Below are 15,262 nucleotides of genomic sequence, written 5' to 3'. Positions count from 1 at the left end.
TGATTCACGCCCTGCCGAGCCGGACGGCGAACGTCGTCGATCCGGGCCTGCTCTCCACCGTCACGCTTCCCCCGTGCGCCTCCACCACGGCCGCCACGATCGACAGGCCGAGGCCCGCGCCGCCGGTCTCCGCCTTGGTGCTGCGGTCGGCGCGGGTGAAGCGTTCGAAGACGCCGGACCGGATGTCCTCGGGGATGCCGGTGCCGTCGTCGTGGACCTTCAGCACCGCGGTGGTGTCGTCGGTCTCCAGCGTCACCGTCACCTTGGTGCCGGGCGGGGTGTGCAGCCGGGCGTTGGACAGCAGGTTGGCCAGGACCTGGTGGAGGCGGTGCGCGTCGCCCGTCACCGTGACCGGGTCCTCGGGGAGGTCCAGCTCCCAGCGGTGCCCGGAACCGGTGGCCCGCGCGTCCGTGAGGGCGTCGAGGACCAGGCGGGTGAGGTCGACGGGGGCGGCCTCCAGGGGGCGGCCGGCGTCCAGACGGGCCAGCAGGAGCAGGTCGTCGACCATGGCGCCCATACGGGTCGACTCGGCGGCGATGCGTTCCAGCGCCCGGGTGATCTCGGGCGGGAGCGGTCCTGGGTGCAGCAGGGCGAGTTCGGCGTGGCCCCGGACCGAGGCGACCGGGGTGCGCAGTTCGTGGCTGGCGTCGGCGGCGAAGCTGCGCAGCCGTTCCTCGCTGGCGTGGCGCTTGGTGAGGGCGTCCTCGACGTGGCCGAGCATGCGGTTGAAGGCGCCGGCGACCCGGCCCACCTCACTGCGCGGGTCGGACTCCGGTGCGCGCGGCGGAAGGGCCACCTCCCCGCTGGCCAGCGGGAGTTCACTGACCCGGGTGGCGGTGGCGGCGACCCGGCTGAGCGGGCGCAGGGACCAGCGCACCCACAGGGCGCCCGTGACACCCGCCGTGGTGAGGGCGGCGCCGAAGACGATCCCGGCGACCAGTTCGAGGCGGTGGACGGTGGCCTCGACGGGCTCCAGGGGCATCCCGGTGATCAGGACGTCGCCGTCCAGCCCTTGGGTGGCGATCACCCGGTAGTCGTCCAGGGCGGAGAGGTCGACGCTGTGGCCCCGGCCGTCGACGGGGACGGCCGCGAGCCGCTCACGGTCGGCCGCGCTCAGGTCCACGTTCAGGGTGCCGGCGCGGCGGACGACCGCCGCGTTGGTGACCGTGCCGTCCACCAGGCGGGCGCCGAACGTGCCGGTGGCCTGCCTGCGGGTGTCGCCGTGCTCGTCGCCGTCGTGGTCGTCCTTCTGCGGCTGCCCCTTGTGCTCAAGACTGACCGCGAACCTGTTCCCCGCCTCGGTGAGCTGCTCGTCGAGGCGGCTGGTGAGGAAGCCGTTCAATCCGAGAACCGCGGCGACACCGACCGCGGCGCAGCTCACCGCCAGCAGCACCACCAGGCCGAGGGTGAGCCGGGACCGCAGTGTGCGCGGCCGCAGATCCCTCACGATGTCACCGGCTTGATCACGTACCCCGCCCCGCGCACGGTGTGGATCATCGGCTCGCGGCCCGCGTCCACCTTCTTGCGCAGGTACGAGATGTACAGCTCGACCACGTGGGCGCGGCCGCCGAAGTCGTAGGACCACACCCGGTCGAGGATCTGCGCCTTGCTGAGCACCCGGCGCGGGTTGCGCATGAGGAAGCGCAGCAGCTCGAACTCGGTCGGGGAAAGCTCGATCAGCTCGCCGCCCCGGGTGACCTCGCGGGCCTCCTCGTCCATGACCAGGTCGCCGACGGTCAGTCGGGGGCCCTCGTCGAGCTGCCGGGCCATGCCCGCGCGGCGCAGCAGTCCGCGCAGCCGGGCGACGACCTCCTCCAGGCTGAACGGCTTGGTCACGTAGTCGTCGCCGCCCGCCGTGATGCCCTTGATGCGGTCCTCTACGGCGTCCCGCGCGGTCAGGAAGAGCACGCAGACGTCGGACTTCACGGTGTGCAGGGCCCGCAGCACGGTGAAGCCGTCGGTGTCCGGGAGCATCACGTCCAGGACGACGGCGTCGGGCAGCAGTTCCCGGGCGGCGGACACCGCCGAGGCGCCGTCGCCGGCCGTGCGGACCTGCCAGCCCTCGTAGCGCAGGGCGCCGGAGAGGACCTCGGCGAGATCCGGGTCGTCGTCGACGACGAGGACGCGCAGCGGGGTGCCGTCGGGGCGGGTGAGGGCGGGGCGGCCGGAGCGGGCGGTGTTCATGTCCTCTCCAGGATCGCCCCTGGCCGGGGTGACGGGGGCCTCGGGAAGCTCTGAGTTTCCTCTGAGTGCGCTCTGGGGGTGCCGTTTCAGAGGGTCCTGAGAGGTTCGCCCCGCACGGTGGTGTCCTGCACAGGCGAAAGGACGCATCCATGACCACCGTGTACGAGCGGCGGGCCGCACCGGCCGTGACGCCGCCCGCCCGACGCTCCCCGGCGGGTGCCGTGCTGGCGCTGCTGTGGGCCGGGGCGGCGGCCGTGCTCGCCCTGTGGTGGGCGGACACCGGTTCCGTGGTCGGTACGGCCGGGTGGCTGACCGGGGCGGGGCGGATCGCCGGGCTGCTGTGCGGGTACGCCTGCGCGGTGCTCGTCGGGCTGATGGCGCGGGTGCCGGTGCTGGAGCGGCGGGTCGGTTCGGACCGGGTGGCCCGCTGGCACGCGATGGCCGGCCGCTACACCGTCTGCCTGCTGCTCGCGCACATCGGGCTGATCCTCGCCGGGTACGCCGCCCAGGACGGCGCCTCGCTGTGGCACGAGACGGTCACCGTGGTCCTGGACTATCCGGAGATGCTCAAGGCGACCGCGGGGACGGTGATCCTCCTCGCCGTCGGGATCACCTCCGCGCGAGCGGTACGCCGTCGTACCGGCCACGAGTTCTGGTACTACGTCCATCTCCTCACGTACGCCGCGGTGTTCCTCTCCTTCGGCCACCAACTGGCCCTCGGCAACGACTTCAACGGCAACTCCGCGGCCACCGCGGCCTGGTACGCCCTCTACCTCGGTGTCGCGGCCCTGGTGCTGTGGTTCCGGATACTCGCCCCGGTGCGGCTGAACCTGCGGCACCGGCTGCGGGTGGAGTCGGTGCACCAGGAGGCGCCGGGGGTGTGGTCCGTCGTCGTGCACGGGCGGGAGCTGGACCGACTCGGCGCACGAGCCGGGCAGTTCTTCCGCTGGCGGTTCCTCGCCGACGGTCTGCGGTGGACGTCGACGCCGTACTCCCTGTCGGCGCCGCCCCGCCGCGACCGCATGCGGATCACGGTCAAGGCACTCGGCGACCACAGCGCGGCCGTGGCGTTGCTCCGGCCCGGCACACGCGTGTGGGCCGAGGGGCCGTACGGCTCCCTGACCGGGGACCGGCAGACATCCCCCAAGTCGCTGCTGATCGGCGGCGGTGTCGGCATCACCCCGCTGCGGGCGCTGTTCGAGACGCTGCCGGGCGAGGTCACCCTGCTGTACCGGGCGCGCACGGTCGAAGACCTCGCGCTGGGCGGGGAGTTGGAGGCCGTCGCGCGCTGGCGCGGGGCCAGGCTGCACTACCTGCTCAACGGACCCGGGGGACAACGGCCGCGCATCACCGCCGAGTCGCTGCGAGCGGCCCTGCCCGACCTCGCCGAGCACGACGTCTACCTCTGCGGCCCGCACGGCTTCGCCCGGGACCTGTACGAGGAGCTGCGCGCCGCCGGGGTCCCGGACCGCCGGATCCACCACGAGTCGTTCGAGCTGTGAGAACTGTGAGGCCGTAGAAGTGCACGCGTTGAAGAAGAACCGCCCACTGCGCCGGATCGTGCTGGCGAGCGCCGCCACCGTCTCCGGGATGGTGATGCTGCTGTCGCTGAAGCCGCACGCCTCGCCGCAGGCCGCCCTGACACTGCCCGCGCCCTCCGGCAGCGCGAGCGCGTCCAGCGGCAGCGGATCGTCGAGCGGTTCCGGATCGGGCACCACCGGCACGAAGACCGTCACAGGAGACACGATCCAGACCCGCTGGGGGCCGGTCCAGGTCCGCGTCACCGTCAAGGACGGCAAGCTCACCGGGGTCACGGCGGTCACCTACCCCACGGACAACCCGCGGGACCAGGAGATCAACAGCTACGCCCTGCCCCGGCTGCGGAGCGAGGCGCTCCAGGCGCAGAGCGCGGACATCGACACGGTCTCCGGGGCCACTTATACGAGCGAGGGTTACCGCCAGTCACTCCAGTCCGCACTGGACTCCGCGGGGAGCTGAACACACCGGCGTCACGGCACGTATCCAAGGGCCAAGGGACCACGCCCACCCCCCTTGCCCCCGTCCCCGGAGGAAACGTGACGACCACGCTCGCCAGCGGCCGCGCCGCCCGCCGTCAGACGATGCGCCGCATCCGCCCGCGCCGTTCTCCGGCGACCGTCCTGCTGATCGCCGTATGGGCGGGCGCGGCCGGTGTGCTGTGGCTGTGGTGGCACAACACGCCGTCCGTGGCCGACGACAACAGCAAGATCCTCAACGCGGGCCGGATCACCGGTCTGCTGGCCGGCTATCTGATGGCGCTCGTGGTGCTCCAGATGGCCCGGGTGCCCGCCCTGGAACGCCGGGTGGGCTCCGACCGGGTCGCCCGATGGCACGCGATGACCGGCCGCTACACGCTCTGCCTGGTCGTCGCCCACGTCTTCCTGATCATGTGGGGATACGCGCTCCAGGCAGGCAAGGGGCTCGGCGACATCGTCCAGCAGACGATGGACTCCATCAACCAGCTGCCGGACATGGGCAAGGCGGCCATCGGCACGGGTCTGCTGTTCGTCATCGGCCTGATGTCGATCGGCGGGGTGCGCAGGAGGATCCCGTACGACACCTGGTACCACGTGCACCTGCTGACGTACGCGGCGGTCTTCCTGACCTTCTGGCACCAGCTGACCACCGGCAACGACTTCGCGGTCGAGCCGGTCGCCAAGACCGTCTGGTACGGGCTGTACGGCTCGGTCACCGCGCTGGTGGTGTGGTACCGGATCCTCACCCCGATCCGCCTGAACCTGCGCCACCGGATGTACGTCGAGGCGGTCGTCGAGGAGACCCCGGGCGTGGTGTCGGTGCTGATCGGCGGGCGCAAGCTGCACCGGATGGGCGCGGAGGCGGGCCAGTTCTTCCGCTGGCGGTTCCTCGCCCCGGGCATGCGGTTCTCCTCCCACCCGTACTCGCTGTCCGCGGCGCCCCGACCAGGCATGCTGCGGATCACGGTGAAGGCGATCGGCGACCACAGCGAGCGGCTGCGCGAGCTGGAGCCCGGCACCAAGGTGTGGGCCGAGGGGCCGTACGGCGCCCTGACCGCCCAGCGCCGCAGCCGCGGCAAGGTGCTGCTGGTGGCCGGCGGTGTCGGCATCACGCCGATGCGGGCCCTGTTCGAGACGCTGCCGGGCGCGGCCGGTGACATCACCCTGCTGTACCGGGCCAACACCACCCAGGACCTGGCCCTGTGGGACGAGCTCTCCGCCATCGCGGACGAGCGCGGCGCCCGTCTGATGTACGCGGTGAACAGTCCGGACGGGGAGCGCCCGGACATCTCCGCGGAGTCCCTCCAGCGCAAGCTCCCCGACATCGACAAGCACGACGTGTTCATGTGCGGGCCGAACGGTTTCGCGCAGGCCGTGTACGAAGCACTGCGCGGCGCGGGTGTGCCCGCCCGCCGCATCCATCACGAGTCGTTCGAGATGTGAGCGACGGGAATCCAGGAGCTGTTGAAGCGATGAGGAAGTCTCACCCCGTCCGTCGAGTCGTGCTCGCGACCGCCGCCACCGTCTCCGGTGTCGTGCTGATGCTGTCGCTGAAGCCGTCCACGGACCCGGCTTCCGCCCAGGCGGGCGGAACGATCCCGCAGCAGACCGCGGGGGTCCAGGAGTCGGCCCAGGGCGGCGCAGGGGCCGCCGCGGGCGGCGCGATCACCGGTGACGTGGTCCAGACGCAGTACGGGCCGGTCCAGGTCCGTATCACCGTCAGCGGCAACAAGATCACCAAGGCCGAGGCCGTGCAGGCGCCGAAGGGCGGGACGAGCGACCAGAAGACGGCGCTGTCCGTCCCGAAGCTCAACCAGGACGTGGTCGCCAAGCAGAGCCCGAAGATCGACACGGTCTCCGGGGCGACCTACACCAGCGAGGGCTACAAGAAGTCGCTCCAGTCGGCGATCGACAAGGCGAACGCGGCTGCCCCGGCCCAGCCGTCGGCTCAGCCCTCCCAGCCGGCCGGCGGCGGCGCCGGGGCGGCGGCGAAGACGGTCACCGGAGCCGTCTCCCAGACCCAGTACGGACCCGTTCAGGTCCGCATCACGGTCAGCGGCGGCAAGATCACCGACGCCGAGGCCGTGCAGGCCCCGAAGGGCGGGACGAGCGACCAGAAGACGGCGCTGTCCATCCCGAAGCTCAACCAGGAGGCCGTGGCGGCCGGCAGCGCGGACATCGACTCGGTGTCCGGGGCCACCTACACCAGCGAGGGCTACAAGAAGTCGCTCCAGTCCGCGCTGGACCAGGCCGGTGGCTGACACCGTGGCCGAGCCGGCACAAGCTCCCGCCGCGGTGCGTCACGCGGAGGAGGTCATGGGGACGGTCTTCTCCTTCGACGTCCGCGGCGGGGAACCCCTCGCCGTGCAGACGGCACTGCGGGAGGCGGTGGCGGAACTGCACCGCGTCAACGAGGTGTTCAGCACCTACCGCGACGACAGCCAGGTCTCCCGCCTGGCCCGCGGTGAGCTGACGGTCGCCGACTGCGATCCCGAGGTCGCCGAGGTCCTCGAACTCGGCGCCGAGGCCGAGCGGTTGAGCGACGGCTGGTTCAGCACGCGCTACGAGGGCCGCCTGGACCCGACGGGCATCGTCAAGGGCTGGGCGGTGGAACGCGCGGCCCGCCGCATCGCTCTCGCGGGAGCCACCGGGGTGAGCGTCAACGGCGGCGGAGACGTACAGCTGTTGGGCGTACCGGGCCCCGAACGCCCGTGGCGCGTAGGTGTCTCGGACCCCCTGCGCCCGGGCGGCCTGGCGGCGGTGGTCTCGGCGGCGGGCGCGTCGGAGCTGGCGGTGGCGACTTCCGGCACGGCCGAAAGAGGCGCCCACATCGTGGACCCCCGCACGGGCCGCTCGGCGGTCACGGACCTGCTGGCGGTCACGGTGGTGGCCCCCACCATCACCTGGGCGGACTGCTGGGCGACGGCGGCGTTCGCGATGGGTTCGCGGGAGGGTCTGGCCTGGCTGGAGAGCCTGCCGGACGTGGAGGCGCTGCTGATCACGGCGGGCGACGAGGTCAGGTGCACAGGGGGCCTGGCAGCTCGACTCGGGTGAACGGGTTTCCCTGGGGGCGCGGGGAACTGCGCGACCGGCCCCCCACAGACCCGCGCCCAACAGACAACCGCTAGTGCCCGTTCTGAGCCAACCGCAGCAAATGCTCAGCCAGCGCCTGTCCCCCGGTCGGGTTCCGGCTGATCAGCATCAGCGTGTCGTCACCGGCAATCGTCCCCAGGATGTCGTGCAGCTCAGCCTGATCAATCGCCGACGCCAAGAACTGCGCGGCCCCCGGAGGCGTACGCAGGACCACAAGATTCGCCGAAGCCTCCGCGGAGATCAGCAGCTCCTGCGACAGCCGCCGCATCCGCTCCTCCTTCGCCGACTCCCCCAGCGGCGCCCGAGGAGTCCGGAAACCCCCCTCGCTCGGCACCGCGTAGATCAGGTCGCCGTCGTTGTTGCGGATCTTCACCGCGTTCAGCTCGTCGAGGTCCCGGGAGAGCGTCGCCTGCGTGACGCTCAGCCCGTCGTCGGACAGCAGCTTGGCCAACTGGCTCTGCGACCGCACCGGTTGCCGGTTGAGGATGTCCACGATCCGGCGGTGGCGCGCGGTACGCGTCTGCGGCACGGCAGGCCCCGCGACCCCGTTGTGCTCGTGATCCTGCGCATGGCTCATCGTCGTCTCATTCCCCGGATCATCCATCTCCCTCGGCGGCACCCAGGATGCCGGGGAGAGCCTGAAGAAGCGCGTCCACTTCGTCGTCGCCGAGGTTCAGCGGCGGCATCAGCCGTACGACATCGGGGGCGGGCGCGTTCACCAGGAAACCGGCCTCCTGAGCCGCCTGCTGCACCTTCGGCGCGAGCGGCTCGGTGAGCACGATACCCAGCAGGAGCCCGGCACCCCGGACATGGTCGATCAGCGGGTGGCCCAGTGACTCGATTCCGTCCCGCAGCCTCTCGCTCTGCTGCTTGACGTTCTCCAGCAACCCCTCGTTCTCGATGGTGTCGAGTACGGCGAGTCCCGCGGCGCACGCGACCGGGTTCCCGCCGAAGGTCGTCCCGTGGTGGCCCGGCTGGAGCAGGTCCGCGGCCCGCCCGAAGGCGACGGTCGCGCCGAGCGGGAGTCCGCCGCCGAGCTGCTTGGCGAGGGTGACCACGTCCGGCAGTACGCCCTCGTGGGCCTGGTACTCGAACCAGTTCCCGGTACGGCCGATGCCGGTCTGCACCTCGTCGAGGACCAGCAGCGCGCCCTTGGCCGCCGTGATCGCCCGGGCCGCCTTGAGGTAGCCGGGCGGGGGCACCACCACGCCGTTCTCGCCCTGGATCGGCTCGATGAGGACGAGCGCGGTGTCCTCGGTGACCGCGGCGGCCAGGGCCTGCGCGTCGCCGTACGGCACATGGGTGACGTCACCGGGGAGCGGCAGGAAGGGGGTCTGCTTGGCGGGCTGGCCGGTGAGCGCGAGGGCGCCCATGGTCCGGCCGTGGAAGCCGCCCTCGGTGGCCACCATGTGGGTGCGCCCGGTCAGCCGGCCGATCTTGAAGGCCGCCTCGGTCGCCTCGGCGCCGGAGTTGCAGAAGAAGACCTTGCCGTCCCGGCCGAAGAGCTGGAGCAGCCGCTCGGCGAGGGCGATGGTCGGCTCGGCCATGAAGAGGTTGGAGACGTGGCCGAGGGAGGCGACCTGGCTGCTCACGGCCTCGACGATCGCCGGGTGGGCGTGGCCGAGGGCGTTGGTGGCGATGCCGCCGACGAAGTCGAGGTACTGCCTGCCCTCGCTGTCCCAGACCTTGAGTCCCTCGCCGCGCACGAGAGGGAGGCGCGGGGTGCCGTAGTTGTTCATGAGCGAGCCCTGCCACCGCTGGGTGAGCTCTGCGTTGGTCGCGGTGTCGGTCATACGGCATCCCCCTCTTGTGCGTCGGGCACGACCATCGTGCCGATGCCTTCGTCGGTGAAGATCTCCAGCAGGATCGAGTGCTGGACCCGCCCGTCGATGACCCGGGCCGTGGTCACGCCGTTGCGCACGGCGTGCAGACAGCCCTCCATCTTCGGGACCATGCCGGAGCTCAACTCCGGCAGCAGCTTCTCCAGTTGGGAAGCCGTGAGGCGGCTGATCACCTCGTCGCTGTGCGGCCAGTCCTCGTAGAGGCCCTCGACGTCCGTGAGGACCATGAGGGTTTCGGCGTCCAGAGCAGCAGCGAGTGCCGCAGCCGCCGTATCAGCATTGACGTTGTAGACATGTCCGTCGTCCTGGCTCCGGGCGATCGAGGAGACGACCGGGATCCGGCCGTCGGCGAGCAGTGCCTCGATCGCGCCCGTGTCGATCGCGGTGATCTCGCCCACCCGCCCGATGTCGACCAACTCGCCGTCGATCTCGGGCTGGTGCTTGGTGGCGGTGATGGTGTGCGCGTCCTCGCCGGTCAACCCGACGGCCAGCGGCCCGTGTTCGTTGAGCAGGTTGACCAGCTCGCGCTGCACCTGCCCGGCCAGCACCATCCGTACGACGTCCATGGCGTCCTCGGTGGTGACGCGCAGGCCGGCCTTGAACTCGCTGACGATGCCGTGCTTGTCGAGGGCGGCGCTGATCTGCGGGCCGCCGCCGTGCACGACGACCGGCTTGAGCCCGGCGTGGTGCAGGAAGACGACGTCCTGGGCGAAGGCGGCCTTCAGGTCCTCGTCGATCATGGCGTTGCCGCCGAACTTGATGACGACGGTCTTGCCGTTGTGGCGGACCAGCCAGGGCAGCGCCTCGATGAGGATCTGGGCTTTCGGGAGCGCGGTGTGCTTCCGCGTGGGGCTGCTCATGACGAGTAGGCGCTGTTCTCGTGGACGTAGTCGGCGGTGAGGTCGTTGGTCCAGATGGTGGCGGTCTCGGACCCGGCGGCGAGGTCGGCGACGATGTGCACCTCGCGGTAGCGCATGTCGACCTTGTCGCGGTCCTCGCCGACACCGCCGTTCTTGCAGACCCAGACGCCGTTGATGGCGACGTTCAGGTGGTCCGGCTCGAAGGCGGCCTTGGTCGTGCCGATCGCGGAGAGCACGCGGCCCCAGTTGGGGTCCTCGCCGTGGATCGCGCACTTGAGGAGGTTGTTGCGGGCGATGGAGCGGCCCACCTCGACGGCGTCGTCCTCGCTCGCCGCGTTGACGACCTCGACCTTGATGTCCTTGCTGGCGCCCTCGGCGTCCCGGATGAGCTGCTGACCGAGGTCGTCGCAGACCTGGCGTACGGCCTCGGCGAACTCCGCGTACTCCGGGGTGACTTCGGAGGCGCCGGAGGCGAGCAGCAGCACGGTGTCGTTGGTGGACATGCAGCCGTCGGAGTCGACCCGGTCGAAGGTGGTCCGGGTGGCGGCCCGCAGGGCGCTGTCCAGGACGTCGCTCTCCAGGTCCGCGTCGGTGGTCAGGACGACGAGCATGGTGGCGAGGCCGGGGGCGAGCATCCCCGCGCCCTTGGCCATGCCGCCGACGGTCCAGCCGTCCTTGGTCACCACGGACGTCTTGTGGACGGTGTCCGTGGTCTTGATGGCGATGGCGGCCTTCTCACCGCCGTGCTCGGAGAGTTGGGCGGCCGCGGCCTCGACTCCCGGCAGGAGCTTGTCCATCGGAAGCAGGAGTCCGATGAGTCCGGTGGAGGCGACGGCGACCTCACCCGCGCCGATCTCCAGCACCTCGGCGACCTTCTCGGCGGTGGCGTGCGCGTCCTGGAAGCCCTTGGGGCCCGTACAGGCGTTCGCGCCACCGGAGTTGAGGACCACGGCGGACAACTGCCCGCTCTTGAGGACCTGCTCGGACCACAGCACGGGCGCTGCCTTCACGCGGTTGGAGGTGAAGACGCCGGCGGCGGCGCGGCGGGGCCCGGTGTTGACCACGAGGGCCAGGTCCGGGTTGCCGTTCTCCTTGATTCCGGCGGCGATGCCCGCCGCCTGGAATCCCTTGGCTGCCGTGACGCTCACGGTGCGACTCCGATCGTGGAAAGACCGAGCTCCTCGGGGAGCCCGAGGGCGATGTTCATGCTCTGGACGGCACCGCCCGCGGTGCCCTTGGCCAGGTTGTCGATGGCGCTGATCGCGATGATGCGGCCCACGGACTCGTCGAGGGCGACCTGCACCTGAACGCCGTTCGAACCGTAGACGGACGCCGTGGCGGGCCACTGCCCCTCGGGGAGCAGGTGGACGAAGGGTTCGTCGGCGAGGGCCTTCTCGTAGGCGGCGCGGACGGCCTCGGCGGTGACACCGGGCTTCGCCTTGGCGCTGCACGTGGCGAGGATGCCGCGGGGCATGGGCGCGAGGGTCGGGGTGAAGGAGACATTCACCTTCGCACCCGCCACCGCGCTGAGGTTCTGGATCATCTCGGGCGTGTGCCGGTGGCCGCCGCCGACGCCGTACGGCGACATGGAGCCCATGACCTCGCTGCCCAGCAGGTTCGGCTTGGGCGCCTTGCCCGCGCCGGAGGTGCCGGAGGCGGCGACGATCACGGCCTCGTGCTCGGCGAGGCCCGCGGTGTAGGCCGGGAAGAGGGCGAGCGTGACGGCGGTCGGGTAGCAGCCGGGTACCGCGATGCGCTTGGACCCCTCCAGCGCGGTGCGGGCACCCGGCAGTTCGGGCAGGCCGTACGGCCAGGTGCCGGCGTGCGCGGAGCCGTAGAACTTCTCCCAGTCGGCCGCGTCCTTCAGCCGGAAGTCGGCGCCCATGTCGACGACGAGGACGTCCGGGCCGAGCTGCTCGGCGACGGCGGCGGACTGTCCGTGGGGCAGCGCGAGGAAGACCACGTCGTGTCCGGCGAGGACGTCGGCCGTGGTCTCCTGGAGGACCCGGTCGGCCAGCGGGAGCAGGTGGGGCTGGAGCGCGCCCAGCTTCTGCCCGGCGTTGGAGTTGCCGGTCAGCGCGCCGACCTCGACCTCGGGGTGCGCCAGAAGCAGTCGCAGGACCTCACCGCCCGCGTATCCGCTCGCTCCGGCCACTGCCGCCCGTACTGCCATGTCATCCTCCTCCTGGATGGCATGACTATACGTTTCGCTGCACGTTTATGCAACCGCGTGCATACTCACGCGTGCTCGCACCTGGGACGGAGCATTTTGGTCGGCGCATGGAGAACGCTGGTTGGCAAATCTTGGTCCCGTCACGCTGTGTTGCGGGCAGTACCGGCGAAACGCCCCCGTCGCCGGTCGAGTGACGCTTCTCTGGATGAGCGGGCGAGGCAGCGAGAGCGAAGATCCCCTCGGATTCAAGTCAGCTGGACCACCTTGTCACGGCGTACGACAGGGACGCCGGACTGCGGGATCGACTGCGGCTCGGGGACGGCTGGCCGCGTCGGTGGAGTTCGACGTGGCAGGTGGGCGCCGACGAGGTCTGCCGGCCGGTCCGGGACATGGCTCACGTACCGGTGATGTCGTCCCGGCCGATGCGGGGGTTCACGTGGCGGGCGAAGCAGCGGCACCGCCCCGGCCCGGAGGCGATGGCGTCAGCGGGCGGGAAGCATGGCTTCGAGTCGCTGAGGGAAGTGAGCCTGCTGGTCGCGCTGGACTTCTTGAGGGCATCGGAAGTGCTGTCGCAGCCGTTCCGGCTGGGTTTCGGGCATGCGGGCGGGCGGGCCTGGCACATCCCGGACTTCCCGGCCGCGATCGGCGGTGGGATGTGGTTGCCGGCCGTCCGCCCGATGGAGCTGATCAAGGAAGAGGACGCCCTGACGTGCGCGGCGGCCAGGGAAGTGGCGGCTGCCTGCGGCTGGCGGTAGTCGGTGGCGGGCATCGGTCTTCGACGCCGACGCCCGCGGGTGATCGCCGTCCTCCTCCGCCCGCTGAGACGGAGCCGCGGCTCGCGACCTCGCTCCGGCTGGTCCGGCCGACCGCAGGACGGCGACCGGGTCAGGCAGCCTCAAGTCGGCCCGTCCCGCTGTCGTTTCACGCGCGGTCGCCGGACGCGTCAGCCCTGGCCACCAGGGACGGCGTCGGAAGGAAGCGCTCACCGTAGCGGTCGGCCAGTTCCCTGGCACGCGCCACGAAGCCCGCCACGCCTCCCGGGTAGCCCTTGACGTACTGCGCGACGCCCCCGGTCCAGGCCGGGAAACCGATCCCCAGAAGAGACCCGATGTTGGCGTCCGCTTCGGAGAGGATCACCCCTTCGTCGAAGCACCGCACAGCCTCCAACGCCTCGGCGAACAGCATCCGTTCCCGCATGTCCTCGAAAGGGATGCGGTGCCGGCCCGAGCCGAAGTGCTCCGCGAGGTCGGGCCACAGCCGAAGGCGGCTGCCCTCGGCGTATTCGTAGAAGCCGGCCCCCGCTGTCCTGCCTCCGCGGTGGAAGTCCCTCACCATGCGGCGCACGACGTCGTCCGCGCCGAAGACGGGCGCGTCCCGCCCCTCCTTCTCCAGGGCCTCGATCGTCTCCTCCCGGACCTTGAGCCAGAGGGTCAACGAGAGTTCGTCCACCAGTTGCAGAGGCGGCGCGGGATACCCGGCCTGGGCGCCCGCCTGCTCGATGGAGGCGGGCGGCAGCCCCTCCCCCACCATGCTCACGGCCTCGTTGACGAACGCCCCGATCACCCGGCTGGTGAAGAATCCCCGGCTGTCGTTGACCACGATCGGGGTCTTGCCGATCTGGCCCGCGAGGTCGATCGCCCGGGCCAAGGCGGCGTCGCTGGTCCGCTCGCCCCGGATGATCTCCAGCAACGGCATCCGCTCGACCGGCGAGAAGAAGTGCAGCCCGATGAAGTCCGCCTGGCGTTCGACACCTTCGGCCAGCCCGGTGATCGGCAGGGTGGAGGTGTTGGAGCCCAGCAGCGCGTCGGGGGCCACGATGCCCTCGATCTCGGCGAACACCTTGTGCTTGAGCTCCTGGCTCTCGAACACCGCCTCGATCACGACGTCGCAGCCGGTCAGGTCCGAGGGGAGTGCGGTGGCCGTGATCCTCGCCAGGACGGTGTCGGCGTCGGCCCGGGTCATCCGGCCCCGCTGTACCGCCTTGGCAAGGAGCCCGGCCGAATGGTCCCTGCCCCTCTCCGCGGCGTCGGCCGACACGTCTTTGAGGACGACCTCGAGTCCGGCCACGGCGCAGACATGGGCGATGCCGGCTCCCATCATGCCCGCACCGAGGACACCGACCTTGCGTGCGACCGTCTTCTCGTGGCCTTCGGGCCGGGAACCGCCGGACTGGATGTGCTGGAGGTCGTAGAAGAACGCCTGGATCATGTTCTTGGCGGTCTGTCCGGTCGCCAGCTCCACGAAGTAGCGCGACTCGATACGCAGCGCGGTGTCGAAGTCCACCTGCGCGCCCTCGACCGCCGCCGACAGGATGGCCCGCGGTGCGGGGACCGGCGCGCCCTTGAGCTGCTTGCGCAGATTCGCGGGAAGGGCGGGCAGGACGGCGGCGAAGGAGGGGGTGGACGGGGTGCCGCCCGGGATGCGGTGCCCCTTGGTGTCCCAGGGCTGCACCGGCTCCGGGTTCGCCCGGAGCCACGCCTTGGCCCTGGGCAGGAGTTCCGCGGCCGTGTCGACCACCTCGTCCACCAGTCCGATGGCCAGAGCCGCTCGCGGCCGGTGCCGCTGCCCCTGGAGCAGCACCTTCAGCAGCGCCTCCTGGACGCCGAGCATGCGGACCGTGCGGACGATGCCACCACCGCCGGGCAGCAGGCCGAGGGTGACTTCGGGCAGGCCGATCCGGCAGCCCGGGGTGTCCGCGGCAATACGGTGGTGACAGGCCAGGGCGATCTCGAGGCCGCCGCCGAGGGCGCTGCCGTTGATGGCGGCGACCACGGGCCTGCCCAGCCGTTCCAGCCTGCGCAGCTGGTCCTTGACCCGGGTGGCGGTGTCGAGGACCGACTGCGCGTCCTCGGGGCGTGCCGCCATGATGTCGTGCAGGTCGCCGCCGGCGAAGAAGGTCTTCTTGGCGGAGGTGATCACGACTCCGGTGAGGGTGTCGCGCTCCGCTTCCAGCCGGTCGACGGCCCGGCCCATGGACGCGACGTAGGCGGCGTTCATGGTGTTGGCCGACTGACCCGGGGCGTCCAGAGTCAGTACGACGACGCCGTCCTCGTCACGGGACCAGTGAATGGTGTCCTGCTCGCTCATTTCTTGTCT

At 71.1% G+C, this 15,262-nt stretch carries 14 protein-coding genes; 6 read left to right on the top strand and 8 right to left on the bottom strand.

The genetic code is table 11. The annotated features are described in order from the left end of the window. Positions 1-4 precede the first annotated feature (4 nt). Together ACFYZ8_RS25905 and ACFYZ8_RS25900 are read right to left on the bottom strand one after the other, a co-directional pair. Positions 5-1,447: a sensor histidine kinase gene (locus ACFYZ8_RS25905; protein WP_388535795.1), complete on the bottom strand. Its 1,443-nt coding sequence runs from the start codon at positions 1,445-1,447 to the stop codon at positions 5-7. Next, the gene (locus tag ACFYZ8_RS25900) at positions 1,444-2,184 is read right to left on the bottom strand and encodes a response regulator transcription factor (RefSeq protein ID WP_388535797.1); all 741 of its coding nucleotides are present in this window, start codon (positions 2,182-2,184) and stop codon (positions 1,444-1,446) included. Before ACFYZ8_RS25900 ends, ACFYZ8_RS25905 begins: the two co-directional genes overlap by 4 nt. Before the next feature lie 149 nt (positions 2,185-2,333). Here ACFYZ8_RS25900 and ACFYZ8_RS25895 point away from each other — a divergent pair, with 149 nt between their 5' ends. The 5 genes from ACFYZ8_RS25895 to ACFYZ8_RS25875 all read left to right on the top strand — a co-directional run bounded on the left by ACFYZ8_RS25895 (position 2,334) and on the right by ACFYZ8_RS25875 (position 7,253). Continuing rightward, positions 2,334-3,686, top strand: coding sequence for a ferric reductase-like transmembrane domain-containing protein (locus ACFYZ8_RS25895; protein WP_388535800.1), 1,353 nt, complete (start codon positions 2,334-2,336; stop codon positions 3,684-3,686). A 19-nt stretch (positions 3,687-3,705) separates the two neighbouring features. Further along, a complete protein-coding gene (locus ACFYZ8_RS25890) occupies positions 3,706-4,182 on the top strand; it encodes an FMN-binding protein (protein ID WP_388535803.1) in 477 nt (158 codons plus the stop codon). A gap of 77 nt (positions 4,183-4,259) precedes the next feature. Next, positions 4,260-5,642 (top strand): ferric reductase-like transmembrane domain-containing protein, encoded by a 1,383-nt coding sequence (locus ACFYZ8_RS25885; RefSeq protein WP_388535806.1) that lies wholly within the window; start codon positions 4,260-4,262, stop codon positions 5,640-5,642. Positions 5,643-5,671: 29 nt separating this feature from the next. Further along, positions 5,672-6,460, top strand: a complete 789-nt coding sequence (locus ACFYZ8_RS25880) for an FMN-binding protein (RefSeq protein ID WP_359039179.1) — start codon at positions 5,672-5,674, stop codon at positions 6,458-6,460. Next, positions 6,453-7,253 (top strand): FAD:protein FMN transferase, encoded by an 801-nt coding sequence (locus ACFYZ8_RS25875; protein ID WP_359039177.1) that lies wholly within the window; start codon positions 6,453-6,455, stop codon positions 7,251-7,253. The genes ACFYZ8_RS25880 and ACFYZ8_RS25875 overlap by 8 nt, the downstream gene beginning before the upstream one ends. A gap of 70 nt (positions 7,254-7,323) precedes the next feature. On the opposite strand, the gene ACFYZ8_RS25870 is transcribed toward ACFYZ8_RS25875, so the two are convergent. Genes ACFYZ8_RS25870 through argC form a run of 5 tightly spaced genes read right to left on the bottom strand, consistent with a single transcriptional unit; the run spans position 7,324 to position 12,166 of the window. Beyond that, positions 7,324-7,869 (bottom strand): arginine repressor, encoded by a 546-nt coding sequence (locus tag ACFYZ8_RS25870; protein ID WP_069761381.1) that lies wholly within the window; start codon positions 7,867-7,869, stop codon positions 7,324-7,326. A 19-nt stretch (positions 7,870-7,888) separates the two neighbouring features. Beyond that, positions 7,889-9,085, bottom strand: a complete 1,197-nt coding sequence (locus ACFYZ8_RS25865) for an acetylornithine transaminase (RefSeq protein WP_388535812.1) — start codon at positions 9,083-9,085, stop codon at positions 7,889-7,891. Further along, a complete protein-coding gene (gene argB / locus ACFYZ8_RS25860; RefSeq protein ID WP_388535814.1) occupies positions 9,082-9,993 on the bottom strand; it encodes an acetylglutamate kinase in 912 nt (303 codons plus the stop codon). Before argB ends, ACFYZ8_RS25865 begins: the two co-directional genes overlap by 4 nt. Continuing rightward, entirely contained in the window at positions 9,990-11,141 is a 1,152-nt protein-coding gene (gene argJ / locus ACFYZ8_RS25855) for a bifunctional glutamate N-acetyltransferase/amino-acid acetyltransferase ArgJ (RefSeq protein ID WP_388535815.1), read from the bottom strand. Before argJ ends, argB begins: the two co-directional genes overlap by 4 nt. After that, positions 11,138-12,166, bottom strand: a complete 1,029-nt coding sequence (gene argC / locus ACFYZ8_RS25850) for an N-acetyl-gamma-glutamyl-phosphate reductase (RefSeq protein WP_388535818.1) — start codon at positions 12,164-12,166, stop codon at positions 11,138-11,140. The genes argJ and argC overlap by 4 nt, the downstream gene beginning before the upstream one ends. Positions 12,167-12,519: 353 nt before the next feature. Here argC and ACFYZ8_RS25845 point away from each other — a divergent pair, with 353 nt between their 5' ends. Continuing rightward, complete coding sequence (locus ACFYZ8_RS25845) at positions 12,520-12,921, top strand: hypothetical protein (RefSeq protein WP_388535821.1); 402 nt, start codon at positions 12,520-12,522, stop codon at positions 12,919-12,921. Between the two features lie 166 nt (positions 12,922-13,087). Here ACFYZ8_RS25845 and ACFYZ8_RS25840 read toward each other — a convergent pair whose 3' ends face one another. Then, positions 13,088-15,253 (bottom strand): 3-hydroxyacyl-CoA dehydrogenase NAD-binding domain-containing protein, encoded by a 2,166-nt coding sequence (locus tag ACFYZ8_RS25840; protein WP_388535824.1) that lies wholly within the window; start codon positions 15,251-15,253, stop codon positions 13,088-13,090. Positions 15,254-15,262 lie beyond the last annotated feature (9 nt).

Source organism: Streptomyces sp. NPDC001668, from assembly GCF_042893155.1.
Taxonomy (GTDB): domain Bacteria; phylum Actinomycetota; class Actinomycetes; order Streptomycetales; family Streptomycetaceae; genus Streptomyces.
Note: the sequence above shows the minus strand (reverse complement) of the source record. Positions and strands in the feature narration are given on the sequence as shown.